General features: G+C 70.8%; 14 protein-coding genes. 7 read left to right on the top strand and 7 right to left on the bottom strand.

Annotation, left to right across the window (positions count from 1 at the left end):
* Window positions 1-2 precede the first annotated feature (2 nt).
* The 7 genes from ACIA5H_RS32335 to ctaD form a co-directional block, all read right to left on the bottom strand.
* Entirely contained in the window at window positions 3-779 is a 777-nt protein-coding gene (locus ACIA5H_RS32335; RefSeq protein WP_379253330.1) for an enoyl-CoA hydratase-related protein, read from the bottom strand.
* A 244-nt stretch (window positions 780-1,023) separates the two neighbouring features.
* The gene (locus ACIA5H_RS32330; protein ID WP_355078832.1) at window positions 1,024-1,794 is read right to left on the bottom strand and encodes an NUDIX hydrolase; all 771 of its coding nucleotides are present in this window, start codon (window positions 1,792-1,794) and stop codon (window positions 1,024-1,026) included.
* 392 nt (window positions 1,795-2,186) lie between these two features.
* Complete coding sequence (locus ACIA5H_RS32325) at window positions 2,187-3,020, bottom strand: ABC transporter ATP-binding protein (RefSeq protein WP_364429369.1); 834 nt, start codon at window positions 3,018-3,020, stop codon at window positions 2,187-2,189.
* Between the two features lie 137 nt (window positions 3,021-3,157).
* Window positions 3,158-3,961, bottom strand: a complete 804-nt coding sequence (locus tag ACIA5H_RS32320; RefSeq protein ID WP_379253327.1) for an aminoacyl-tRNA hydrolase — start codon at window positions 3,959-3,961, stop codon at window positions 3,158-3,160.
* Window positions 3,958-4,269, bottom strand: a complete 312-nt coding sequence (locus ACIA5H_RS32315) for a protease inhibitor I42 family protein (protein ID WP_397079591.1) — start codon at window positions 4,267-4,269, stop codon at window positions 3,958-3,960. Before ACIA5H_RS32315 ends, ACIA5H_RS32320 begins: the two co-directional genes overlap by 4 nt.
* A 297-nt stretch (window positions 4,270-4,566) precedes the next feature.
* Window positions 4,567-5,784, bottom strand: coding sequence for a phosphoserine phosphatase SerB (gene serB / locus ACIA5H_RS32310; protein WP_379253325.1), 1,218 nt, complete (start codon window positions 5,782-5,784; stop codon window positions 4,567-4,569).
* A 182-nt stretch (window positions 5,785-5,966) separates the two neighbouring features.
* On the bottom strand, window positions 5,967-7,709 hold the full coding sequence (ctaD, locus tag ACIA5H_RS32305; protein WP_355078763.1) for a cytochrome c oxidase subunit I: 1,743 nt from the start codon (window positions 7,707-7,709) through the stop codon (window positions 5,967-5,969).
* 240 nt (window positions 7,710-7,949) lie between these two features.
* Between ctaD and ACIA5H_RS32300 the strand changes: the two genes are divergently transcribed.
* The 7 genes from ACIA5H_RS32300 to ACIA5H_RS32270 all read left to right on the top strand — a co-directional run bounded on the left by ACIA5H_RS32300 (window position 7,950) and on the right by ACIA5H_RS32270 (window position 26,714).
* The gene (locus tag ACIA5H_RS32300; RefSeq protein WP_397079587.1) at window positions 7,950-8,756 is read left to right on the top strand and encodes a VOC family protein; all 807 of its coding nucleotides are present in this window, start codon (window positions 7,950-7,952) and stop codon (window positions 8,754-8,756) included.
* 153 nt (window positions 8,757-8,909) lie between these two features.
* A complete protein-coding gene (locus ACIA5H_RS32295; RefSeq protein ID WP_397079585.1) occupies window positions 8,910-10,004 on the top strand; it encodes an ABC transporter substrate-binding protein in 1,095 nt (364 codons plus the stop codon).
* Window positions 10,005-10,140: 136 nt separating this feature from the next.
* On the top strand, window positions 10,141-10,602 hold the full coding sequence (locus ACIA5H_RS32290; protein ID WP_355078758.1) for an AMP-binding protein: 462 nt from the start codon (window positions 10,141-10,143) through the stop codon (window positions 10,600-10,602).
* Between the two features lie 194 nt (window positions 10,603-10,796).
* On the top strand, window positions 10,797-24,095 hold the full coding sequence (locus ACIA5H_RS32285) for an amino acid adenylation domain-containing protein (RefSeq protein WP_397079582.1): 13,299 nt from the start codon (window positions 10,797-10,799) through the stop codon (window positions 24,093-24,095).
* The gene (locus ACIA5H_RS32280) at window positions 24,092-25,078 is read left to right on the top strand and encodes an ATP-binding cassette domain-containing protein (RefSeq protein WP_355078756.1); all 987 of its coding nucleotides are present in this window, start codon (window positions 24,092-24,094) and stop codon (window positions 25,076-25,078) included. The genes ACIA5H_RS32285 and ACIA5H_RS32280 overlap by 4 nt, the downstream gene beginning before the upstream one ends.
* Window positions 25,075-25,896, top strand: a complete 822-nt coding sequence (locus tag ACIA5H_RS32275) for an antibiotic transporter (RefSeq protein WP_379253321.1) — start codon at window positions 25,075-25,077, stop codon at window positions 25,894-25,896. Before ACIA5H_RS32280 ends, ACIA5H_RS32275 begins: the two co-directional genes overlap by 4 nt.
* Window positions 25,896-26,714: an ABC transporter permease gene (locus ACIA5H_RS32270; protein ID WP_379253320.1), complete on the top strand. Its 819-nt coding sequence runs from the start codon at window positions 25,896-25,898 to the stop codon at window positions 26,712-26,714. Before ACIA5H_RS32275 ends, ACIA5H_RS32270 begins: the two co-directional genes overlap by 1 nt.
* The last annotated feature ends 162 nt before the right edge of the window (window positions 26,715-26,876 follow it).

The raw sequence follows: 26,876 nt of genomic DNA, 5'->3' as shown, positions 1-26,876 counted from the left end.
TGCTATCGGCCCACGAATTCGGCCGACCCTGGACCGTTGGCCAGATAAGAACCTGTTCCTATCAGGCGATCTTCCGTCGTGAACAGGGCCGACCACTCGCCGCGGGCGCGATCGAGGCCGTGCGGGCCGGCTTCGAAAACCGCTTTCGCGGCGGCCAGCGCGCGGGCGGGACCGTCGGCGAACTGGCGCGCCCACCGCATCGCGGCGGTGTACACGTCGTCCGGCGCGACGACTTCGTCGACGAGGCCGAGCGCCTTCGCCTCGTCCGGTTCGACGAAACGACCGGTGTAGACGAGGTCCTTGGCCGCGCCCGGCCCGATCAGCAGGGACAGGCGCCGGATGCCCGCGAGCGGGATCAGTCCCGTCTCGATCTGCGGCAGGCCCAGTTTGACGTTGTCACCGATGATGCGGCGGTCCGCTCCCAGAGCCAACTCCAGCCCGCCGCCGAGGCAGTAACCGCTGATCGCCGCGACGGTGGGTTGCGGGATCCGGGCCAGACAGCCAAGGGCGTGCTGCAGGTCGGCCGCCATGGCGGCGGCCTGGGCGCTGCCGAGCCCCAACAGTTCGGCCACGTCGTCGCCCGCCGAGAACACTCGTTCGTCGCCGTACACCACCACCGCGGCGACACCCTGGTCCGCCGCGACGGCGTCCGCCGCCTCGGCCAGCTCCCGCGCCAGCTGCAGGTTCAGCAGGTTCATCGGCGGGCGGGCGATCCGGAGGACGGCCACGCGCCGCGCGGCATCGCCTTCGGTCAGCTCCAGGGTCACGAATTCGGCCATGGGACGCACGCTACCGGGTGCTGACCGGCGTGAGCGGTGGGCCCTGGGAACGCGGCACGCTGTCAGCGCGAGGGTCCGCCGATGCGGACAGGAGGCACAGCGCGGGCGGTCGGACCCGGCAGGCGGCACACCCCTCGCCGGTGTCCTACCACTACCGGGCAAGCCCGCACGGCAGACCTGTGCACGGCCGGCACGCACCGCAGCATGGCCGGAAAGCCCGCTCAGGCGGGGAGCGCCCGGACGGTCACGGGCGCGCCGAGCCCTTGAGTCGCCCGGCATCGGGGAGATCGGCGAAATAGCGTCGGTTGTCCGGGAAGGACAGCAGCTGTTTGCCGTCCAGATCGGCCAGCACCGGCATGATCGGATCGATAGTCCGCCGCGCGGCGAGGATGTCGGCGGTGGAGCCGAATTCGCCGAGCGCGATCAGCTGCGACCAAGTCGGCGGCAGCAGGACGTCTGCTCCCGAGCGCCACCGTGCCAGCGCCTCGGCGGGGGTGCGCCACTGCACCTCCGCCGCCTCGGAGGTGGCGCCGTCGGCGAGCTGCCCCTGCGGCAGCACCGCGACGAAGAAGCGAGTGTCGTAGCGACGCGGCTCGATGACCGGGGTGATCCAGTTCGCCCACGGCCGCAGCAGGTCGGCGCGCAGCACCAGCTTCTCCTCCGCGAGGAAGGACGCCAGCGACAGTTCCCTGCGCTCGAGCCTTGCGCGGGCCTCGTGGTAATCGGTGGTGTCGGAGACGACGCTGTCGGCGGTCGGTCCGGCCAGCAGCACGCCGCACTCCTCGAACGTCTCCCGGACGGCAGCGCAGACCAGCGCCTTCGCCCTGGTTTCGCTGGTCGCGAATTGTTCGGCCCACCATGCGGGTTCGGGACCGGCCCAGGCGATGTCGGCGGTTCCGTCGGACGGGTCGACGCCGCCGCCGGGGAACACGGTCATGCCCGCGGCGAAGGCCATCGCGCCGACCCTGCGCTGCAGGAAGATCTCGGGCCCGTCGGCTCCGTCGCGCACCAGCATCACGGTGGACGCGTCCTTGAGCGGCGGTTCCGGTTGCTGAGAGTCTGCCTGCGCTACTGTCTCACTCACCCTTGCACCTTAATAGGTGCAGTCGGAAGTCCGTCCTCAGCCCGCGCACGGCCGGAGCGAAGGCGGATGTACGCACAACAGGCGAAGTCGGACGTCGTCCGTCCGCAGCCCGCCCACGCCGAAGCGAAGGCGGAGGTACGCACAACGCCCACGCCCGGAGCGAAGGCGGAGGTACGCACAACGCGCACGGCCGCAGCGAAGGCGGAGGTACGCACAACGCGCACGGCCGCAGCGAAGGCGGAGGTACGCACAACGCGCACGGCCGCAGCGAAGGCGGAGGTACGCCTGACGCACCCGAACTGCGCGATCGCACGCCGTCCGAGTCAGCGGGTGCGGTGACTGCCCGCCCGCCGCGAACGCCGCGCGAAGTAGCGGCCGTCGACTCGATCCAGGGCGATCGACTGGCGGAAGGCGTCGCTGAGGTTCTCGGCGGTGAGCACGTCGGAGAGCAGGCCCTGCGCGACCACTTCGCCCTCGTTGAGCAGCAGGCCGTGGGTGAATCCGGGTGGGATCTCCTCCACGTGGTGGGTGACCAGCACGATCGCGGGCGAGTCCGGATCGGCGGCGAGATCGCCGAGCCGCTCCACCAGTTCCTCGCGGCCGCCCAGGTCCAAGCCCGCGGCGGGCTCGTCGAGCAGCAGCAGCTCGGGATCGGTCATCAGCGCGCGGGCGATGAGCACGCGTTTGCGTTCGCCCTCCGACAGCGTTCCGTAGGTGCGGTCGGAGAGATGTTCGGCTCCCAGGCTTTCCAGCATGTCGATGGCGCGATCGGTGTCCACGTCGTCGTAGCGCTCCCGCCAGCGGCCGAGCACCGCGTAACCCGCGGACACCACCAGATCGCTGACCTTCTCGTCGGTCGGAACCCGGCTGGCCACCGCCGCCGACGACAGCCCGATGCGCGGGCGCAGCTCGCTGATGTCCACCTTTCCGATGCGCTCCCCGAGCAGATGGGCGATGCCCGCGGTGGGATGCAGTTCGGCGGCGGCCATACGCAGCAGCGAGGTCTTGCCCGCGCCGTTGGGGCCGAGGACCACCCAGCGTTCGTCGAGCTCGACCTGCCAGGTGACCGGCCCGACGAGGGTACGGCCGGAGCGGCGGACGGTCACGTCGGTGAAATCGATGAGCAGATCGGGATCCGGTTGCGGCACGCGCTCCATCTTGGCCCACCCCGGGGGGCACTTGCCAACGCAGGGAGGGAAAACCGACCCGGTCGGTCGGATCTGTGCTGGAACGCCGCCGTCCCGGCCGGATCGGCCGCACCGACCGACACGCGCGCCGCGCCGTAGCGGAGGGTTCACCAGGACCGGGCGGGCACCGCGATCACCGTCATGGAGCCCGGCGCCACTTCGGTGTATCCCGCGTCGCGCACCGCGATCGCCGCGCCCTCCGTCACATGCTCGGCCAGCGACGCCCAGCGCCGCGGGTCGGCCTCGCGGACCGCGCAGCGGAAGCCGAGTTCCGCCCAGCGCAGCGCGTGCTCCACCGGCAGCGCACCGGCCAGCAGCATGCTCGCGTGACCCACCTGCGCGGCGGCCTTGCCCAACGTCATCCCGAGCCCGGCGTTCACCCATAGCACCGGCAGTTCGGGATCGGGCGGGCCGGGCTCGTCGTGCGCGAGGTCGGTGCCGCCGATCTGCAGACGCTTGATCCGCGGGTCGACCTGCCCCACGGGCCCCGGGACCAGCGCCCGCGCCTGCGCGCCGTCGATCTCTACCGTTACGCCCGCGACAGCGCAAGTCGCCTGCCACTGTGCGCCGCGAGCGCGCCGAGCCACCTTGCGGATCCGGGAGCGCTTCCACGCCAGATAGCGTTCTTCCCACTCGCCGCCAGGCCCGACTCGTTCGTCCAGGCACAGTGCCACCGCGGCCGACGCGGCGGCGGCGAGCAGCGCACTGCGCGGCGGCGGGTCGATCTTGGGCAGATGCAGGACCATCTGCATCGCCTGCACCATGGCCGGGTCGTCCGGATCGCCCGCGCCGTAGCCGCCGGCCAGCTCCGCGTGCCGGGCCCGGAACCCTTCGACGTCCGATGCCGTTGCCACGCCGCGGATCTCGCCGTTCTCACGGACTTCGGCGCCGCATTCCGGAATGCTCGTCATCGCTCCACCTCGATCGTCGACGAAAACGTCCGGGCCGGTTCGGAACCCGGCTCCCACGGACGCGCGTACCCCATCGTCAGCGGCGACGCACGGGACACCACGCCGACGAAACTCCACACCGACGTCCTGCCCGCGCCCGGCGCGGGTGGGTCGGGTTCGAGATCCGCCGCTCCGTCCTGCTTCGCCACGGCCGCACCGGCTTTCGCGATGCTCCCCGAGTAGGCGGTGGACGGATTCGCGGGGTGCGCGATCACCAGCCGCCGCCCCGTGCGCGGTGGTCGCTGTTGTCGACCGTTCGCTTCGCTCATGCGGACAACGGAATTCGCGGACTCTGTCGTCACATCCGGCAAGCCGCACTCCGCCGCCGATCGGGCGGGCAGCACAAGCAGGGACTTGCGCACCCGTCCTCCGATCGCCGCATGATCAACAGCAGCGAGCCTACCGACACAGGCGTACCTCCGCCTTCGCTCCGGCCATGCGCAGAGCTATCGACAGACTGCGCCCGACAGCGCCCATCCATGCGTACCTCCGCCTTCGCTCCGGCCATGCGCAGAGCTACCGACGGACTGGTCCCGCGTTTTTCGAGGCGGAACCGGGCCGGATGTTCAGCCCAGCGGGACGCGGCGCAGCAGGCCGTCCCTGGCGTCGGCGGCCTCCACCTCGTGCCGGGTGACCCCGAGGATGAACAGGACCGCGTCCAGATACGGATGGGAGAGCGCGGCGTCGGCGACCTCGCGCAGCGCCGGTTTGGCGTTGAAGGCGACGCCGAGCCCGGCGGCGTTGAGCATGTCGATGTCGTTGGCGCCGTCACCCACCGCGACGGTCTGTTCCATCGGCACCCCGGCGTCGGCGGCGAACTTGCGCAGGGCGGTCGCCTTGGCCGCGCGGTCGACGATCTCGCCGACGACGCGGCCGGTCAGCTTGCCGTCCACGACTTCCAGGGTGTTCGCCTGCACGAAGTCCAGTTCCAGCTCGTGTGCCAGCGGTTCGATCACCTGCCGGAAACCGCCCGACACCACGCCGCAGCGGAAACCGATCCGGCGCAGCGTGCGGATGGTGGTGCGGGCGCCGGGGGTCAGCTCGATCCGGTCGGCGACCTCCTCGATCACCGACTCGTCCAGCCCGGCCAGCGTCGCTACCCGCTGCCGCAGCGATTCGGCGAAATCGATCTCGCCGCGCATGGCGGCCTCGGTCACCTTGCGGACCTCGTCCTCCACGCCCGCGTGCGCGGCGAGCATCTCGATGACCTCGCCCTGGATCAAGGTGGAGTCGACGTCGAACACGATCAGCCGCTTGCCCCGGCGCGCCAGCCCGGCCCGCTCCACGGCGACGTCCACCTGCTCGGCCACCGCGACCTCGGCCAGCGCCGTGCGCAGCCGGAAATCGGTGTCCGGGCCGGAATCGGGCGCGGTGACCATCAACTCCATGCCGGTCACCGGGTAGTCGGCGATACCGCGGATGGTGTCGATGTTGGCTCCCAGCGCGGCCAGTTGCCGCGACACCGCGCTGAACGCGCGCGCGGTGACCGGGCTGCCGAGAATGACCACCGCGTGGGTGGACATCGGCTGCCTGCCGATCGCCGCGTCCACCTCCACGTCGACGTTCATGCCGACGGTGTTCATGGCCTCTTCGAGCTCGTCCTGCAACGCCTCGGCGTCGGTCGGGCAGGTCACCAGGACACCGAGGGTCAGCCTGCCCCGGATCACGACCTGCTCCACGTCCAGCAGGCTCACTCGGTGCCGGGACATGGCCGCGAGCAGCACGGACGTCACACCGGGGCGGTCCGGCCCGGTGACGGTGACGAGGACGGTGGTGTCGGCCAACTGATGCGCTCCATGTTCGATGTTCGCCGTCGCTGTGCTGGACGTCGTTGTCGCAACGCACGGTGCGTACTGATCTCCACAAACGAGTGTGCACCCGCTGGTGACCAGCGGGTGCACACTCGTCGCGATGAATCCTACGGCGCGGCCGGACGTCACCCGTCCGGCCCCGCCGGGGAAGCGCCCTACTGTGCGAGGACGTTCGGCTCGTGCAGGTCGGTGGCGTGCTTGCCCGCGCCCCAGCCGACGTGCGCCTCGGCGCGCATGCGCTCGACCATGTGCGGGTAGTGCAGCTCGAACGCGGGACGCTCCGAGCGGATGCGCGGCAGCTCGTAGAAGTTGTGCCGCGGCGGCGGGCAGGTGGTGGCCCACTCCAGCGAGTTGCCGTAGCCCCACGGGTCGTCCACGGTGACCACCTCGCCGTAGCGGTAGCTCTTGAAGACGTTCCACAGGAACGGCAGCATCGACGCGCCGAGCACGAAGGCGCCGATCGTGGAGATCGTGTTCAGCGTGGTGAAGCCGTCGCTGGGCAGGTAGTCGGCGTAGCGGCGCGGCATGCCCTCGGCGCCCAGCCAGTGCTGGACCAGGAAGGTGGTGTGGAAGCCGATGAACGTCGTCCAGAAGTGCCACTTGCCCAGGCGCTCGTCCAGCATCCGGCCGGTCATCTTCGGGAACCAGAAGTAGATGCCCGCGTAGGTGGCGAACACGATGGTGCCGAAGAGCACGTAGTGGAAGTGCGCCACGACGAAGTACGAGTCGGTGACGTGGAAGTCCAGCGGCGGGCTGGCCAGGATGACGCCGGACAGACCACCGAAGAGGAAGGTGACGATGAAGCCGATGGAGAACAGCATCGGCGATTCGAAGGTCAGCTGACCGCGCCACATGGTGCCGATCCAGTTGAAGAACTTCACACCGGTCGGGACCGCGATGAGGAAGGTCATGAACGAGAAGTACGGCAGCAGCACGGCGCCGGTGGCGTACATGTGGTGCGCCCACACCGCGATCGACAGCGCGGCGATGCCCAGGGTGGCGTAGACCAGCGTGGTGTAACCGAAGATCGGCTTACGCGAGAAGACCGGGAAGATCTCCGAGACGATGCCGAAGAACGGCAGCGCGATGATGTACACCTCGGGGTGGCCGAAGAACCAGAACAGGTGCTGGTAGAGCAGGATGCCGCCGGTCGCGGGGTCGTAGATGTGGCCGCCCAGGTGACGGTCGTAGGCCAGGCCGAACAGCGCGGCGGTCAGCAGCGGGAAGGCCAGCAGCACCAGGACGCTGGTCACGGCGATGTTCCAGGTGAAAATCGGCATCCGGAACATGGTCATACCGGGAGCACGCAGGCAGACCACCGTGGTCAGCATGTTCACGCCACCGAGGATGGTGCCCAGACCGGACACCGCCAGGCCCAGGATCCACAGGTCGGTGCCGACGCCAGGGGAGTGCAGGATGTCGGTGAGCGGCACGTACGCCGTCCAGCCGAAGTCCGCGGCGCCGCCCGGGGTGATGAAGCCCGCGGTCGCCATGCTGGCGCCGAACGCGTACAGCCAGTAGCTGAAGGCGTTCAGGCGCGGGAAGGCGACGTCGGGGGCGCCGATCTGCAGCGGGAGGATGATGTTCGCGAAGCCGAACACGATCGCGGTCGCGTAGAACAGCAGCATGATCGTGCCGTGCATGGTGAACAGCTGGTTGAACTGCTCGGTCGAGAGGAACTGCAGGCCCGGCCGGGCCAGCTCACCGCGCATCAGCAGGGCCATCAGGCCACCGATGAGGAAGAAGCCCATCGACGTGGTCAGGTACATGACACCCAGGACCTTCGGGTCCGTGGTGGTGACCATCTTGTAGATGAACGAGCCCTTCGGCCCGGTCCGAGCCGGATAAGGCCGAGTCGCTTCCAACTGAGGGACTGGCTGGGGCTCTACGGCAGTCACTGATCCTCCTGAAAGGTGCCTTTAGGTCGCTCCGCAGGCTCCGCTGATCGCATCCATCCCGATGTCGGAACAGACGACAGTTCGCTTGCGCTCTCCGAATCGTAAACCCGTGAAGATGGGCCCGACCGAACGGGTCCTACTCTCTGTCGTAGCTGTGTTGTTTTCCGGGACCGATGAGTTCTGTGGGTGGCGGGCGTCTGTAGAGGTGACACGAGTTCACCTCAGGCCAGGAGAGCAGCGATGACCGGAACCAACCGCACGAAGATCGGCGATCCCTGTTGGGTCGATTTGTACAGCTCCGACCTCGATCGGAGTATCGCGTTCTACCGCGAACTGTTCGACTGGACCGCCGAGAGCGCGGGCGAGGAGTTCGGCGGGTACGTCACCTTCCGCAAGGACGGGCGCGCGGTGGCGGGCGCGATGGCCAGGATGCCCGGCGACACCGACAGCCCGGAACAGTGGACGGTGTATCTGGCCAGTTCCGGCGCACAGGCCACCGCCGACGCGGCGACGGCGGCGGGGGCGTCGCTGGTCGTGCCGCCGATGGCGGTGGGCGAGCTGGGCAGGATGGCCGTGCTCGGCGACGTCGGAGGTGCGGGCGTCGGCATCTGGCAGGCCGGGACGTTCCCCGGCTTCGAGACCATGGGTCTGGTCTCCGGCGGGCAGTGGCGTGAGCACGCGGGCGCGCCGTCCTGGTTCGAGCTGCACACCCGCGCCTACGACGCCTCGTTGACCTTCTACCGGGAGGTCTTCGGCTGGTCGGACGTCTTCACCGTCTCCGACGCCCCGGAGTTCCGCTACTCCACCATCCACGCCGAGAGCCCGATGCTCGGCGGCGTCATGGACGCGTCCGCCTTCCTGCCCGAGGGCGCACCCGCGGGCTGGATCGTCTACTTCGGCGCGGACGACGTGGACAAGACCGTCGAGCGGCTCACCGAACTGGGCGGGACGGTGCTCTCGCCGCCCCAGGACACGCCCTACGGCCGGATGGCCGCGGTCACCGACGCCACCGGCGCCCGCTTCAGCATCGGGGGCAATCGAGCCTGACCCCGGCGGCCCGCACGCAGAGGCACCGACCGCGGCGTTGCGTGCGGGCGTCTGCTGGGTGGTGGATTCCTGCCCGCGAAGCGCGGCGCACGGACGCCAACCGCCGCGACCTCACCCGGGGGCCGGACGGCGCCGACATGTACCCTCACTCGCATGCCGGTGAGCGACGTGATGCAGGTACGCACCCGAATTCGCGCGATTCGTCATCGGAACGGCGCGGCCGGTCACCGGTTCCTGGCGGTCGTGGCCGGGTGTGCCGCGCTCGTGCTCGCGGGCTGCGGCGGCGCCACCGACGACTCCGCCTCCATCGTGCGCACCACCACCAACATCGCGGGCGCGGGCGTGGTGGGGCTGGAGCGCGACACCACCAAAGCCTGCGCGCTGCCGAGCGCGCCCGACCCGGCGGGCGGGGACACCCGCAGCGTCACCCATGCGGCGGGCGTGTCCGAGGTCCCCGCCGACCCGCAGCGCATCGTCGTGCTCAGCACTTCCGCGCTGGACGCCGTCTGCGCGGTCGGCCTGTGGGAGCGGGTCGTGGGGACGGTGACCCTCGACGGCCCGAGCCCGCAACCGGCCTATCTGGGCACCGGCGTGCTGAAGATCCCCGGCGTCGGCACCGCCGCGCAGCCGGACCCGGCCCGGATCGCAGCCCTGCATCCCGATCTGATTCTGGGCGAGAATCCCACGGGCACAGCGAGTTTCAGCGCGTTGCAAGCCATCGCACCGACCGTGCTTGTCGGTTCGAACAACAGCTGGCAAGCCGAGTTCGCCGCGTTCGCGGCGGGCATGGGACGGCGCGACGCGGCGGACACCGCACTGCAGAACTACCGCACCGAGGCGCGCGACACCGGCACCACGCTGGCGGCGGGCCAGACCCAGGCATCGATCCTCCGGTTCACCGCCGACGCCCAGCGGGTACAGGGCGGTGACAGCTTCTCCGGCCAGGTGCTCGCCGACGCGGGCGTGCAGCGTCCTGCCGCGCAGCGCGGCGCCTCGTTCGACGTGCGCGAGAGCGAGTTCGCCACCAAGGCGGAGGGCGACCTGATCTACGTGATCCTCGCGGGCCAGGAGGGCAAGAAACACGGTGAAGCGGTGCTGCGCACCGACGAGTGGAAGGAACTCGGCGCCGCCACCGATCGCCGGGTGTTCGCCGTGGAGGACAGCGTCTGGCACGGCGACGGCCTCACCGCCGCCCGCGCCCTGCTCACCGACCTGCGCAACACGCTCAACGGTTACGTGACCGACTGACCGCCCACCCCTTGGGTGAGGTTTCCCGCACCCTTGGAGTGCGCGGACCAGCGCTGGGGTTGCTGTCGAAAAGTCCGCTCGAGGACGAGATTCAGAGGTACGCCGAGAACCTCTCAATCGACCCCTAGGACACGACATGCACACGCTGACCGATTCGCTCGCCGACAACCTGTACTCCCTGCCGGTGGCACAGCCCGTCGCCGAGGTCGATCCGCACGCGGTCGTGGCCTCCACCGCCGGTTGCGACCTGACCTACGCCGAGCTGGACCGCTGGTCCAATCGCCTGGCCCGGCTGCTGCTGCGCCTCGGCGCCGGACCCGGCACCCGGATCGCGGTCGCGATCGACCAGGCGATCGAGTCCGTCGTGGCCGAGCGGGCCGCCACCAAGATCGGCGCCATCGCCGTCCCGGTGACCGACGACGGCTCCTACGCGCTCGGCACCTCGGTGGGCGTCACCACCAAGGACCAGCAGCCCGAGTCCGCGGAAGCGATCACCTGGCTGGTGCTGGACGAGCGCTCCACTCTGCAGCGCTACCTGACCAGCTCCGCCGCCCCGCTGGGCGCGGCCGACCTGGATCTTCTCCCGAAAGCCGCCTGACCGGACACAACCCCTCCCCCGCGACCCGAACAGCGATGTTCGGGTCGCGCAGTGTGCCCAATACCCCCGCAGCGTCGACCGCGCCGGTTCAGAATTGAGTTGCCGCGTGCTGTGCGGCGGCAGGTACTACCGCTACGTGGCTACGGGCGGTCACTGCCGATCGGCCGGATCGCGGTCAGAACGTAGGACACGTCATGCAACAGCCTTCCCTTTCGGCGAAAGATTCCGACACAGTTCTTCCCGATGGGGCTTTCGCCCTATCGGCGGCACAGCGCGGCATCTGGTTCGCCCAGCACGTCGCCGGCGATACTCCGATCTCGATCGCCCAGTACGTCGAACTGAACGGTCCGATCGACCTCGACCTGCTCGCGCGGTCGGCGCGGCAGGCCGGGCGCGAGTTCGGCACCGGCTACCTGCGCCTGGTCGAGGTGGAGGGACATCCGTTCCAATTCGTCGACCCCACGCTCGACGACAGTCTGGAAACGCTGGACTTCCGTTCCGAACCCGATCCCGAGGCGGCCGCGCACGCGTGGATGCGCGCGGAGTACGAGGCCCCGCTGGAGCTGACCCGCGACCGGCTGGTGCGCATCGCCATGCTGCGCGTCGGCGCGGACCGCTGGTTCTGGTATTCGCGCATCCACCACATCGTGCTCGACGGCATGGGCGCGCTGACCATGGTGCAGCGCACCGGAGAGCTGTACAACGCCGCCGTCGAGGGCCGCGAAGCGTCGCCCGCGAAGGCCGAGGACCTGCGCAAGATCGTCGAGGCCGATCTGGCCTACCGCAGTTCCGAGCGGTTCGGCGCGGACCGGGAGCACTGGCAGGCGCATCTGGACGGCATGGCCGATCCGGTGAGCCTGGCCGGCCGCACCGCGGGCGTGGACGGGCATCCGCGGCGGGTCACCGGCGCGCTGCCCGCCGACACCGGCACCCTGCTGGACGCCGTCGCCGAGCAGGTGTCCTCCGGTGTCGCGCCGACCGTGGTCGCCGCCTTCGGCGCGTATCTGTCCGCGATGACCGGCGCGCCGGAAGTCGTGCTGAGCCTGCCGGTGTCCGCGCGCACCACCGCGACGCTGCGGCGTTCCGGCGGCATGATCGCCAACGTGGTCCCGCTGCGGCTGCGGCTGGCGCCCGCCACGACCGTCGGCGACGTGATCCGGGCGGCCCAGGGCGAGCTGACCGGGGCGCTGCGGCGCCAGCGCTACCGGCAGGAGGACATCTTCCGCGATCTGGGCTGGCCGATGGACGAGGCCGGGTCGTTCGGCCCGTCGGTGAACCTGATGATGGTCGACACCAGAATCCAACTCGGCCCGGTGACCGGGCGGCTGCACGTGCTGACCTCCGGGTTGATCGACGACCTGTTCGTCAACCTGTATCCGGGCGTCGGCGGCGAGAGCACGCACATCGACTTCCAGGCCAACGGCAACCTCTACACCGAGGCCGAGCTGACCGGGCAGCATCGCCGCTTCCTTTCGTTCCTGCACCGTTTCCTGGCCGCCGGGCCGGACGCGCCGCTGGCGAGCGTGCCGGTGCTGTCGGACGACGAGCGCACCGGCTTCGCACCCGCCCGGGGACCCGCTGGCGTCGCGGCGCGGACGCTGCCCGCCCTCCTCGCCGAAGGCGCGGCCCGCGATCCGCTGGCGACCGCGCTGGTGGAGGGCGAGACCGCGCTGACCTACCGTCAGGTCGACGACTACACCAACCGGCTGGCCCGGGTGCTGATCACCGCGGGCGCCGGGCCCGAGCGCACCGTGGCGATCTCCATCCCGCGGTCCATCGGGTCGGTGCTGGCGACGATCGCGGTGGCCAAGACCGGCGCGGCGTTCGTGCCGATCGACCCGACCTACCCCGCCGACCGGATCGAGCACATGGTCGGCGACAGCGGCGTCGTCGCGGGCATCACGACGGCGGCCGCGCGAAAGTCGTTGCCACGCCGGGTGTCCTGGCTGTCGCTCGACGACGAGGGCACCGAACGGGCGATGGCCGAGCAGGATGCCGCGCCGCTGACCGACGCCGACCGCACCGCGGCGACGCACCCGGACCAGGCCGCGTACATCATCTACACCTCCGGTTCCACCGGGCTCCCGAAAGGCGTGCTCGTCCCGCACCGAGGGCTGGCCAACCTGGTGGCGAGTTCCGGCGCCGGATTCGGCATCGACGCCGAGTCCGTCGTCGCCCACGCCGTGTCGCCGAGTTTCGACATCTCGGTCGAGGAGATCCTGGTCACCCTGGCCACGGGCGCGACGCTGGCCGTGGTGCCGCCGTCGGCGTACGCGGGCGAGGAGCTGGCCCAGGTACTGCGCGCCCACCGCGTCACCCACCTCAACGTGACCCCGGCCGTCGTGGGTTCGCTGGACCCGGCGAGCCTGCCCGAGCTGCGTACCGTGATCGTGGGCGGCGACGCCTGCCCGCCCGAACTGGTGACCAAATGGGCGGGCCGGACCCTGTTGAACGGCTACGGGCCCACCGAGACCACCATCACCGTCACCCTCAGCGCCCCGCTGACGCCGGACGGTCCGGTCACCATCGGCAGTCTGGCCCGCGACGTGTCGGCGGTGGTCCTGGATCCGTGGCTGCGTCCGCTGCCGCCGGGCACCGTCGGGGAGCTCTACCTCGCCGGTCCCGGCGTCGCGCGCGGTTACCACCGGCGCAACGGGCTGACCGCCGACCGTTTCGTCGCCGACCCGTACGGCACGGGCGAGCGGATGTACCGCACCGGCGATCTCGTGCGCTGGGTGCACAACGACGGCCGCGTCGAACTGGAGTACCAGGGACGCAGCGACTTCCAGGTGAAGGTGCGCGGCTTCCGCATCGAGCTCGGCGAGATCGATGCCGCCTTGCAGCGGCAGCCCGACGTCGACTTCGCGCTCACCCTCGGCGTCGAAACAGGTTCGGGCGCCACCGCGCTCGTGTCGTACGTGCTGCCGGAGCCGGGTGCGCAGATCCACCCCGAGGCGCTGAAAGCCGCGGTAGGAGAGTCGCTTCCGGCCTACATGGTGCCCGCCGTGATCATGGTGCTCGACCGTCTTCCGCTCACGCCGCTCGGCAAGGTGGACCGCAAGGCGCTGCCCGCACCGGAATTCGGCGCGCGCACCACCGCGAGCAGGCCGCCGTCCACACCGCGCGAGGAGACGCTCGCCGCGCTGTTCGCGGAGGTGCTCGGCCTGGAATCGGTGGGAGTGGACGAGAGTTTCTTCGCGCTCGGCGGCGACAGCATCGTCTCGATCCAGCTGGTGTCGCGGGCGAAGGCGGCCGGGCTCGGGTTCGGCGCACGGGATGTCTTCGAGCGCAAGACCGTCGCCGCGCTGGCCGCGGTGGCCACCGATGTGCCGACCGGAGTCGTGCACGAGCTGCCCGGCGGCGGAGTCGGCGACGTAGAGCTGACGCCGATCGTGCACGCGATGCTCGAGACCGGTGACACCTGGCGGCGGTTCGCCCAAGCGGTGCTGATCGAGTTGCCGTCGGGCATGGAACGCACGGATCTCGTCGCCGCGCTCGCAGCGCTGTTCGACCGGCACGACCTGCTGCGTTCGACGCTGCGCCGCACCGGCGACGGCTGGAACTGGGTGGTCGCCGAGCCCGGTGCGGTGAACGCCGGCGCCCTGCTCGAAATCGTGCCCGCGGACGCTGATCTCGACGCGACCTGCGAGCGTGCGTTGCAGCGCGCCGCCGACCTGCTCGACCCGGAGGCCGGCGTGGTCGCGCGATTCGTGTGGGTCGAGCGTGCCGACGCCGCCCCGCTGCTGTGGCTGGTGCTGCACCACCTCGTCACCGACGGCGTTTCCTGGCGGATCCTGCTGCCGGACCTCGCCACCGCCGCGCTGGGCGCCGAGCTCGCTCCGGTCGGCACCTCGTTCCGGCGCTGGGCGCACGGCCAGCGCGAGCACGCGGCCTCGCGCACCGGCGAACTGCCGTTGTGGCAACGTGTCCTGACGACACCCGACCCCGCGCTCGGCTCGGCGCCGATGGACCCGGCCGTCGATGTGGTGGGCTCCATGGCGCACCTGACGACCGTCGTACCGCCGGACATCGCGCAGTCCGTGCTCACCACCGCGCCGGATCGTTTCCACTGCGGCGCCGACGACGTGCTGCTGGCAGCCCTCGCGCTGGCGGTGGCACGGTGGCGCGAGCGCAGCTCCACGCTGTTCACGCTGGAGGGCCACGGCCGCGCGGAAACCGTCCTGCCGGGCGCCGACGTGGCGCGCACGGTGGGCTGGTTCACCAGCGTCTACCCCGTCGCGGTCGATCTGACCGGCATCGACGTGGCGGACGCGTTCGCGGGCGGGGCCGCGGCGGGCGCCGCGATCAAGGCGACCAAGGAACAGCTGCGCGCGCTGCCGGACAAAGGCGTCGGATTCGGGATGCTCCGCTACCTGGTTCCGAGCACGGCGGCGGCGCTCGCGGACGCGCCCACCCCGCAGATCAGCTTCAACTACCTCGGGCGCGCGTCCACCGGCGGCGACGCGGAACCGTGGCTGCCGCGCCGGTTCGCCGCGACCCAGGACGACCGCGCGCCGCTGGCCGCCGCGGTCGACATCAACGCCGTGCTCACCGATGCCGGACTCGAGGTGACCTGGGGCTACGCCGGACGGCTTTTCGAGGAGGCGGATCTCGGCGAACTCGCCGCGCTGTGGGAGCAGGCGCTCGGCGCGCTGGCTCGGCATGTCGCGTCCGCGAGCGCGGGCGGACGCACACCGTCGGACTTCGATCTGGTCACCGTCACACAGGCGCAGATCGACGACTGGGAGCGCGCCTACCCGAACCTCGCCGACGTGTGGCCGCTCTCGCCACTGCAGTACGGCCTGCTCTTCCACGCGCTCTACGATTCCGACACCGCCGACGGCTACACGGTGCAGTCGCTGCTGACCTTGGCAGGCACCGTCGACGCGGCCCGGTTGCGCCGCGCCGCACAGGCTTTGGTGACCCGCCACGAGAACCTGCGCGTCGCCTTCGTCGAGACCGAGGACGGCCCGCGCCAGCTCGTCCTGGCCGACGCCGAGATCGACTGGCGGGAAGCGGATCTCAGCGGTATCGCCGACGAGACCGAGCGCGCCGGGGAAGTCGACCGGTTGATCGCGGTGGACGCCCGCACCCGGTTCGAGCTCACCCGGCCCCCCCTGCTGCGCTGCACGCTCATCCGGATCGCCCCGGACACCTACCGTTTCGTGCTGACCAACCACCACCTGGTGCTGGACGGCTGGTCGACGCCGCTGCTGGTACGCGAACTGCTCACCCTCTACGTCACCGACGGTGACGCCGCGGCCCTGCCGCCCGCGCATTCCTATCGTGAGTTCCTGACCTGGTTGGAGACCAAGGACGACGCGGAATCCCTCGCCGCATGGACCGAGTCGCTGGCCGGTGTCGACACGCCGACCCGCGCGGTGCCCACCCTCGCCGGGATCGAATCGACCGAAACCGGCATGACCTCCGTCGACCTGGCCCGCGACACCGTCGCCGGGCTGGAGGCCACGGGCCGGGAAGCGGGCGCGACGGTGAACACCCTGGTGCAGGCCGCGTGGGCGATGCTGCTGGCCATGCTCACCGGACGCACCGACGTGGTGTTCGGCGGCACGGTCTCGGGACGGCCGCCGGAGCTGGCCGGGGTCGAGGAGATGGTCGGCCTGTTCATCAACACGCTGCCGGTGCGGGTGCGGCTGGATCCGGCGGAAAAGGTCGCCGACCTGCTCGCGCGCGTGCAGGCCGAGCAGGCGCGGCTGATGGACCATCAGCACGTCGGATTGGCCGCCATCCACCAGGCGGTCGGCCTCGCCGAATTGTTCGACACGCTCACCGTATTCGAGTCCTATCCCATCGACCGCGAAGCGCTGTCGCAGGCGCTGGACATCGCGGGCATGCGGGTGCTCGACGTGGAGGGCACCGACGCGACGCCGTACCCGCTGAACCTCATGGTGATCCCGCTGCGCGGCGACGACGGCAGGGACACGCTGCGGATCACGCTGAAGTACATGGCCGACCAGCTTCCGGCGGAGGAGGCCCGGCCGCTGCTGGATCGCTTCGTCCGGCTGCTGACCCAACTCGCGGACAACCCGCACGCGCTGGTCTCCCAGTTGCAATACTGCGACGACGCCGAGCGCGCCGCGCTGGCGCCGGTACGCGGCCCGGAGTCCGTGCCGCCCGCCACGCTGCCCGAGCTGCTCACCGCGGGCGCGCGCATCGATCCGGACGCGATCGCGATCACCGCGGGCGAGCTCACCATGTCCTACGCCGAACTCGACGCCTGGTCCAACCGCTTCGCCCGGGTACTGCTGCGCCGCGGCGTCGGGCGGGAGGTGTTCGTCGTGCTGGCGCTCACCCGTTCGCTGGAATCGGTGGTCGCCGTGTGGGCGCTGGCCAAGACCGGCGCGGCGTTCGCTCCGCTGGACCCGAACTACCCGGTGGAACGCATCGAGCACATGCTCAGCGACTCCAAGGCCCCGATCGGCGTGACGGTCACCGCGACCGGCGAGACGCTTCCCGGCACGATCGACTGGCTGCTGCTCGACGACCTGAACACCATTCGCCGGGTGATGACGGTGTCCGAAGCGCCGATCACCGACGAGGAGCGCGGCGGCCCGATCGACCTCGATCAGACGGCGTACCTGATCTACACCTCCGGCTCCACCGGCAAGCCCAAGGCCGTGCTGCTCAGCCATCGCGGCATCGCGAATCTCGTAACCGCGCAACGGGAGAAGCTCGCGCTCGACCACACCACCAGCGCGCTGCAAGTGGCCTCGCCGAGTTTCGACGCCTCGGTGTTCGAACTGCTCATCGCGCACGGCGCGGGCGGCAGGCTGGTGGTGTCGCCGCCGGATGTCTACGGCGGGACGGAACTGGAGACGCTGCTGCGCACCCAGCGCGTCACCCACGCCGTGATCACGCCGTCGGCGCTGGCCACCATGGAACCCGCCGGGCTGGAACACTTGCGCGTCCTCGCGGTCGCGGGCGAGGCGGCGACGCCGGAGCTGATCGAGCGGTGGGCGCCGGGCAGGCGGATGGTGAACCTGTACGGCCCCACCGAGTTCAGCATCTGGGCGACCGGGCCGGGCGAACTCGTCAGCGGCGAGCCGATCACGATCGGCGGCCCCATCCGCGGCGCGGACACCGTGGTGCTGGACGCCTGGCTGCGTCCCGTGCCCATGGGAGTGCCCGGTGAGCTGTACCTCGCGGGTCCCGCGCTCGCGCGCGGCTATTTCAACCGGTTCGAGATGACCGCGAGCAGGTTCGTCGCCGACCCCTTCGGCGAACCCGGCGAGCGGATGTACCGCACCGGCGACATGGTGCGCTGGGTCGACAACGGCGCCGGTCCCGAGCTGGAGTACCTGGGCCGCAGCGATTTCCAGGTCAAGATCCGCGGCCTGCGCATCGAGCTGGGCGAGATCGACGCGGTGCTCTCCCGCGACGACGAGGTCGAATACGCGGTGACCATCGGGCGCACCGGCCCCGCCGGGACGACCGTGCTGGTCTCCTACGTGCTGCCCGTCGAAGGCGCGCGGCTTGACGTCGAGCGGCTGCGCGCGCAGGTGGCCGCCGAACTGCCCGGCTACATGGTGCCCGGTTACCTCGTCGTACTGGAGACTATCCCGCTCACCCCGGTCGGCAAGCTGGATCGCAAAGCCCTTCCGGTGCCGGACTTCTCCGACAGCCACCGGCCCTACCTCGCGCCCCGCGGCCCCGTCGAGGAGGCGGTGGCCGCCGTGTTCGGCGAAGTGCTCGAACGGGAGCGCGTCGGCGTCGACCAGTCGTTCTTCGAACTCGGCGGCAACTCGCTGAGCGCGACCAAGGTGGTGGCGCGAGTGAACGCGGCGCTCGGCTCGCGGATCGCGCTGCGTGATCTGTTCGACGCGCCGACCGTGGCCCAGCTGTCCGCCCGGGTGCCCGCCACCGGCGCCGCGCCGGGCGGGTTCGGCCTCGCGCCCCGCATCCGGCCGGACCGGGTTCCGCTGTCTCCCGCACAACAGCGCATGTGGGTGCTCAACCGGATGGATCCGGCTTCCGCCGCCTACAACATCGCGGTGGCACTGCGGCTCACCGGAGAGCTGGACGTCCATGCGCTGCGCGCGGCGCTCGTCGACGTCGTGGACCGGCACGAGAGCCTGCGCACGCTCTACCCCGCCGACGCGGAAGGGCCGCGTCAAGTCGTGGTCGACGCCGACGTGGCCGTGCCAGCGATGCCGGTGACCGACACCGAGGACGGCGCGGAACTGCGGGAGCGGATCGCCGAATTGGCGGGAACCGGCTTCGATCTCGCCACCCAGCCGCCGCTGCGGGTCGGCCTGTTCCGGATCCACGGCGACGTCGAGCCCTCCGCGAGTGCGGGACCGGTGTCGTCGGCCCCTTCCACCGGCGAAGCGCCGATCTCGTCCGGGCCCGTGAGCGCGACCGCACCGGTCTCATCGAGTTACACCGCGAGTTCCGGCGAGATCGCCGCCGCCACGCCGCCGGTGCACGTCGTCGTGCTGGTGGTGCACCACATCAGCGCCGACGGCGCGTCGATGGCGCCACTGGCCGCCGACCTGGTCGCCGCCTACTCCGAACGGTCCGCGGGCGGGCACGCCGTCCGTGTCCCGCTGCCGGTGCAGTACGCCGATTTCGCGCTGTGGCACCGCGAGGTGCTCGGCGACGAGGCGAATCCGGAATCGTTGGCGGCGCGGCAGATCGAGTTCTGGCGCGCGACCCTGGCCGGCGCGCCCGACGTGCTGGAACTGCCCTCCGACCGGCCACGCCCCGCGGTGCAGACCATGCACAGCGCCGACTTCGGCTTCACCGTCGACGCCGAGACGCACCGAGCGCTGGTGGATTTCGCCACCGCGCACCACGTCAGCCCGTTCATGGTGGTGCACGCGGCGCTCGCGGTGCTGCTCGCGCGCCTCGCCACCACCGACGACGTGCTGATCGGCACCCCGGTCGCCGGACGCGGCGAGGAAGCGCTGGACCAGCTCGTCGGCATGTTCGTCAACACCCTGGCACTGCGCACCCCGGTCGATCCGGGCGCGGGCTTCGCCGCGTTCCTGGACACCGTCCGGTCCACTGACCTGGACGCCTTCGCCAACGCGGACGTGCCGTTCGAGCGGCTGGTCCAGGTGCTGGATCCGGCTCGCTCGACCGCGCACCACCCGCTGTTCCAGGTCTCGCTGTCGCTGCAGAACTTCGTCGAACCCGTGCTGGAACTGCCCGGCCTGCGGTTCGAGGTGGAGGACTTCGAGCGCGACGCCTCCCAGTTCGACCTGACCTTGGATCTGCGCGAGCGCTTCGCCGCAGGCGGTCCGGCGGGCATCGAGGCCGTGCTGACCTACGCCACGGATCTGTTCGACGAGGCGACGGTGTCCGCGTTCGCCACCCGGTGGCGGCGCGTGCTCGCTGCGGTGCTGGCGCGGCCCGAGGTACGCATCGCCGATATCGACATTCTCGACGACACCGAACGGGCGACGTTGGTACCCGTGCGTGGCCCCGCCGCGGCGGCGACCAGGATCCTGCCAGACCTGCTGGCGGAGACCGTGCGGCGGTACCCGGACCGCATCGCCTTGGTGTCGGACGGGCAGACCACCACCTATGCCGAGATCGACGCGCACGCCAATCGCCTGGCCCGAGTGTTGCTCGAGTCGGGCGGCGGTCCGGAAACCGTGGTCGCGCTGGGGCTGCCGCGTTCGCCGGAACTGCTCATCGGCATGTGGGCCGCGGCGAAAGCGGGGGCGGCGTTCCTTCCGGTCGATCCGAAGCACCCGGTCGAGCGCATCGATCACATGCTCACCGACTCCGGCGCGACGCTCGGGCTGACCCTCGCCGTGTTCCGGCCCATGCTGCCCGACAGCACGAACTGGCTGGTGCTCGACGACCTCGCGCTCGTCGAGCGGTGGAGCGCCGCGAGCAGCCGGCCGCTGGGCGAGCGTGAGCTGCCGGGCCCCATCCGGCCGGACAACGCGGCGTGGATGATCTACACCTCCGGCTCCACCGGCACACCGAAGGGCGTCTCGGTATCCCATCGTGGCATCGCGGATCTCGTCGCGGCGCAACGAGTTTCGCTCGGCCTGGACGAGCGCTCCCGGGTGCTGCAGGTGGCGTCACCGAGTTTCGACGCGTCGGTGTTCGAGGCGATCATGGCGTTCGGTTCCGGCGGCGCGTCGGTCGTGGCACCGCCGGAGGTGTTCGGCGGCGGCGCGCTGGCGGAGCTGATCGACACCGAACAGGTCAGCCACATGGTGATCACGCCATCCGCGCTGGCGACCCTCGACCCCGCCGAGGTGACCAGCGTCCGGGTGCTCGCGGTGGCAGGCGAGGCGGTCGGCGCGGAACTGGTCGAGCGCTGGGCCACCGGACGCACCATGGTCAACCTGTACGGACCCACCGAATCGACTATCTGGGCAACAGGTTCGGCGCCACTGGCGGTGGGCGCCCCGGTAACCATCGGCACGCCGGTGCAGGGCGCGCAGGTGCTGGTCCTCGACGACCGGTTGCGCCCGGTCCCGTTCGGCGTGGCGGGCGAGCTGTATCTCGCCGGGCCGTCGCTGGCGCGCGGGTACCACGCGCGGCCGAGTCTGACCGCTGCCCGCTTCGTCGCCGGTCCCTTCGGCACGGCGGGTGAACGGATGTATCGCACCGGCGATCTGGTGCGCTGGATCCGCGGCGACTCCGGACCCGAACTGGAGTACCTGGGCCGCACCGACTTCCAGGTCAAAGTGCGCGGACAGCGGATCGAGCTGGGCGAGATCGACGCGGTGCTCGGCCGCGCCGACGGCGTGGACTTCGCGGTGACGCTCGGCGTACCCGGCCCCACCGGGGCCACCGCGCTGGCCGCCTACCTGGTCCGCACGCCCGGCTCCGAGCTCGACGTGGCGAAGGTGCGCGCCTTCGCCGCCGACATCCTGCCCGGCTATATGGTGCCCTCGGCGTTCGTCGTGCTGGACGAGATCCCGCTCAACGCGGTCGGCAAGCTGGACCGCAAGGCGCTGCCCGCGCCGGAGTTCCGCGCCGACCGCACCGAGTACCGCGCGCCCGAAACGCCGACCGAACAGCAGCTGGCCGCGATCTTCGGCGAGTTGCTGGGGGTGGCGCGGGTGGGCGCCGACGACTCGTTCTTCGCGCTGGGCGGCGACAGCATCCTGGCGATCCAGCTGGTGTCGCGCGCCAAGCAGCAGGGCATCACCTGCACCCCGCTGCAGGTGTTCGAGCACCGCACGGTGGCGGCGCTGGCCGCGGCCGTCGACGCGGCGGGCGCCGCGGTGACGTTGGACGAGCTGCCCGGCGGCGGCGTCGGCGAACTGCCGCTCACGCCGATCGCGCACTACATGCTGGAGCGCGGCGGAAACCACGACCGCTTCGCCCAGACGGCGGTCCTGGAGCTACCGGTCGGCATCGAGCGGTCGCAGATCGTCACCGTGCTCGCCGCCGCGGTGGACCGGCACGACATGCTGCGCGCCCGGCTGGTGACCGACGGCGCGGACGGGCCGCGCATACTGGTCGGCTCCCCCGGATCGGTCGACGTGGACGCGCTGGTGCACCGCGTCGAGTTCACCGCCGTCGACCCGATCGAACTGCACGAGTTCGCCATGACGGAGCTGGACGCCGCCGCCGACCGGCTCGACCCGGCCAACGGCACGGTGCTGCAATTCATCTGGCTCGACCCGGTCGGCGACGCGGGCTCGCGCACCCGATCGGGCCGGTTGATCGTGCTGGCGCACCACTTGGTGATCGACGGGGTGTCCTGGCGCATCCTGATCCCGGACCTGGTGGCCGCGTGGGCCCAGGTGTCGGCGGGCGCCACCCCGGTGCTGGCGGAGACCGGAACCTCGATGCGCCGGTGGGCCCACGCGCTGACCGAGGAGGCGCACTCCGAACAGCGGGTCGCCGAATTGGCGTACTGGCACGACGTGCTCGCCGGACCCGACCCGCTGATCGGCGGCCGGGAACTCGATCCCGCCGTCGACCGGACCGGCACGCTGCGCATGGTCGAGCGAGAGGTGTCCGCCGAGGTCACCACCGCGCTGCTCACCACCCTGCCCGGCTTGTTCCAGGGCAGCGTCAACGACACGCTGCTGGCCACCTTGGCGCTGGCCCTGGTGCGCTGGCGCGCCGGTGACCCGTCGGCGCTGCTGCGCCTGGAAGGTCACGGCCGTCAGGAAGAAGTGGTGCCCGGCGCCGATCTGTCCCGCACCGTCGGCTGGTTCACCAGCATCTACCCGGTGCGCCTCGATCTGGCACAGATCGACATCGACGACGCGCTGGCCGGTGGACCCGCGTTGGGCGCCGCGATCCGCGCCGTGAAGCACCAGTTGCTCGCGGTGCCCGACAAAGGCATCGGCTTCGGCCTGCTGCGCTATCTCAACGCCGAGACCGCGCGCCAGTTGCCGCGGCGGCTGCCGGGCCGGGTCGGCTTCAACTACCTGGGCCGGTACTCCACCGGGGACATCCCGGCCGGACTCGAGGGCCTGGGCTGGCTGCCGACCGACGAACTCGGCGACGTGCACGTCGCCGAAGACCCCGGCGTGCCGCTGCAATCGGCGATCGACGTGAACGCGGTCGTGATCGGCGACCGGTTGCGGGCGAGCTTCGGCTTCCCGTCCACGCTGCTCGACCAGGACGAGGTCGCCGAAATGGCCGATCTGTGGATCGACGCCCTGAGCGCCGCGGCCCGGTTCGCCCATACCCCGGCGGCGCGGACCGCCGCCGAGGAAGAAGCGGCGGCCACGGCGTCTCCGGCCGTGCCCGCGGCGGGCGGCCTCGGGCTGGACGTGGTGCTGCCGATCCGGCTCGGGGGCGAGCAACCCGCGCTGTTCTGCATCCACCCGTCGTCCGGGATGTCCTGGACGTACCTGGGATTCGCCGACGCGCTCGCACCCGGCCGCCCGATCTACGGGCTGCAAGCGCCCGACCTCGGCGGCCACGAACCGCCCGCGCGCTCGATCGACGAGTTCGCCGAGCGGTACGTGCGGGAGATCCGTGCCCTGCAACCCGAGGGGCCGTACCACCTGCTCGGCTGGTCGTTCGGCGGCCTCATCGCCCACGCGGCGGCGGCGAAGCTGAAGGCCGAAGGCGCCGAGGTGGGCGTGGTCGCGCTGCTGGACGCCGACACCGCCGACATCGACGGCGACAGTATCGAACGGCTCACCGCGGGCTCGTTCGTGAACACCTTCGGCGCGGTGTTCGGCATCCACGACGTCCCCGCGGACGCGACCGCGCAGCAGGCGGCCGATCTGATCCGCGAACGGCTCGGCGTGTCGCTGATCGACGCCGCGACGCTCGAGCGCATGGCCGCGTCCTACAACGCCGCCGCGCGGACCAGAACCGGTTACCGCCGTCCGGTGTTCGACGGCGACATCGTGTACTTCAGCGCGATCGTCGACACCTCCGACATCTTCGGTCCGGACGGCTGGGGGCCGTACGTGACCGGCGAGATCATCAACCACGACATCGAGGCGACCCACGACGAACTGACCGCGCCGCACGTGCTGCCGGTCGTCGCGCGCGTGCTCGATGCACATCTGGGAGGCCGAGGATGAATTCCGACCAAGGAGTCGTAGTCGAAGGGATCGAGAAATCCTTCGGCGCGGTCAAGGCATTGCGCGGAGTCGACTTCGCGGCCGAGCCGGGCGAGGTGCTCGGCATTCTGGGACCGAACGGCGCGGGCAAGACCACCATGGTGAACGTGCTGTCCACGCTGGTCCGGCCGGATCGCGGCCGGGCGACGGTCGCCGGGTACGACGTGCTGGCCGATCCCGCGGCTGTCCGCCGCAGCATCATGCTGACCGGCCAGTACGCCGCGCTGGACGACATGCTCAGCGGCTACGAGAACCTGGTGATGTTCGGCAGGCTGATGGGCCTGCGCAAGCGGACCGCCCGCGCCCGCGCGGACGAACTGCTCGCCGAGTTCGACCTCGAACGCGCGGCGGGCCGCCGGGTCGGCACCTACTCCGGCGGCATGCGCAGGCGCATCGACATCGCCTGCGGTCTGGTCGTGCGGCCCGACGTGGTGTTCCTGGACGAGCCGACCACCGGCCTGGATCCGCGCAGCAGGCAAGGGGTGTGGGATCTGGTCGCCGGCTTCAAGAAGGCGGGCATCACCACCCTGCTCACCACCCAGTACCTGGAGGAGGCCGACGCGCTCAGCGACCGGATCATCGTCATCGATCACGGCGTGGTGATCGCCCAGGGCACCGCCGACGAGTTGAAGGCGCGCACCGGCGGCAGCTACTGCGAGGTGGTGCCGCTGAATCTGCGGGACCTGCCCGCTATCGCCGCCGCGCTGGGCCACCTGTTGCCGCAGGAGAATCGGGACGCGCTCGGTCCCGATTCCGATCGGATCGCCATACCGGCCCCGGACGGTGCGAAGACACTGCTGGAGGCGCTGCGCAGGCTGGACAGCGCGGGTTTCGATCTCGTGGACGTCGCACTGCGTCGCCCCTCGCTCGACGACGTATTCCTCCAGCTGACCGGGCATCTGGCGACGACGGAAGAGATCGCACGGCGGGAGGCCGCGTCGTGACGGCGGCGGCGACCTGGCTCAGCCAGACCCGTGCCACGCCGCTGCGGCCGCAGCAGTGGTGGGTGCTGACCACCCGGTTGATCGCACCGTCGATGCGAACCGGCGAGGTGCTCACCTCGGTGCTCGCGCCCGTGACGTTCACCGCCAGCTTCTTCATCCCGCTGAAGACCATCATGACCGTCATCGGCACGGGGTTCAGCAGCTACGCGCAGTACATGATGCCGCTGGTCATCCTGCAGGCCGCCGCGTTCACCGCGGTCTCGGCGGCCTTCCGCGCCGCCACCGACTCCGTGGCCGGGCTGAACCGGCGTTTCGGCTCGATGCCGATCGGCCCGCTGGTCCCGGTCACCGCGCGCCTGGCCGGCAGCGTCTTCCGCCTGATCATCGCCTTGATCAGCGGGTTGATCTGTGGATACGTCATCGGGTTCCGCTTCTACCTCAGCCCCGCCCACACAGTCGGATTCGTGTTGTTCTCGGTGCTCGTCGGGATCGCGCTGATCTGGGGCGGGGATGTGATCGGCACCTTGTCGCACAACCCGGAGGCGACGGCGCAGGCGCTGGTGTTGCCGCCGCTGATCCTGGGCATGCTGTCCACCGGGATCGCGCCTGCCGATCAGTTCCCGGAATGGGTGCAGCCGTTCGTGCGCAATCAGCCGGTGTCGCAGTGGGCCATCGCCTTGCGGGCGTTGGCCGGGGACAAGGGGCCGAACGCGGGTGAGGTGACCTGGTCGCTGATGGGTCCGCCGTTGGTCTGGGCGCTGGGCTATCTGGCCAGCTCCATCCTGCTGTCGATGCGGCTGAGCTCGAGGAGGGCGTGATGGCGCTGTTGACCGAACACTCGGACGAGTTGCTCACCGGCTCGGAGATATCGGGGTCGGCACTGGTGCGGCACACGCTGATCCAGACCCATCGACTGCTGCTGCGCTGGGCGCGCAACCCGGTCACGCTGTTGGAGACGCTGATCATCCCGTGCCTACTGCTGATCATGCTGAACACCGTCATCGGCGGGCAGATCCGGAAGTTCACCGGCGAGAGCGCGCTGTACGGCTCGGTGCCCTTGGTCGCTCTGGTCGGCGCGCTCTCCGGCGCGGTCGCGGGAGGTGTCCTGCTCGGCCGCGAACGCGACGCGGGCCTGCTCGCCCGCTTCTGGGTGCTGCCCGTGCACCGTGCCTCCGGACTCGCCTCGCGGGTGCTCGCCGAGGGCTGCCGCATTTTCGCGTGCACCGTCTCCGTCGTGCTGGTGGGCTTCGTGCTCGGATTCCGCTTCCACGAAGGTGTCGCGGCGACGATCGTCTTCCTGTTCCTCCCGACGTTCTTCGGCGTGGCCTTCGCCACCATCGTCACCTCGGTCGCCGTGTTCACCGCGAAATCGACTCTGGTGGAGAGCATCACGATCCTCACCTCACTGATGATGTTCTTCAGCACCGGCTTCGTGCCGCTGGTCGCCTTCCCGAAATGGATCCAGCCGGTGGTGCACAACCAACCCATGTCAGTGGGCGTCGACGCCATGCGCGCGCTCGCCTACGGCGGGCCGCTCGCGCGCCCGCTCACCCTCACCGCCGTGTGGTCGCTCGGCGCGATCGTCGTGTTCGCGGTGCCCGCGAGCATCGGCTACCGCAGGGCCAGCAGGCGCTGAGCCGCGCAGCGCACCCGGCGGTCGCCCTCCGCGGTGACCGGCGGCCCCCGCGCCCGACCGCCACGGGCCAGGGGCCAGGGGCCGAGCCACGGCGGCTCACCGCTTGCCGCACAATAGGGGGCCGCGCGCGGCGCGTCACAGCGTTCTTCCCGACGTAGACGC

Origin of the sequence: Nocardia sp. NPDC051900, from assembly GCF_044452545.1 — a bacterium.
Lineage (GTDB): Bacteria > Actinomycetota > Actinomycetes > Mycobacteriales > Mycobacteriaceae > Nocardia > Nocardia sichangensis.
Note: the sequence above shows the minus strand (reverse complement) of the source record. Positions and strands in the feature narration are given on the sequence as shown.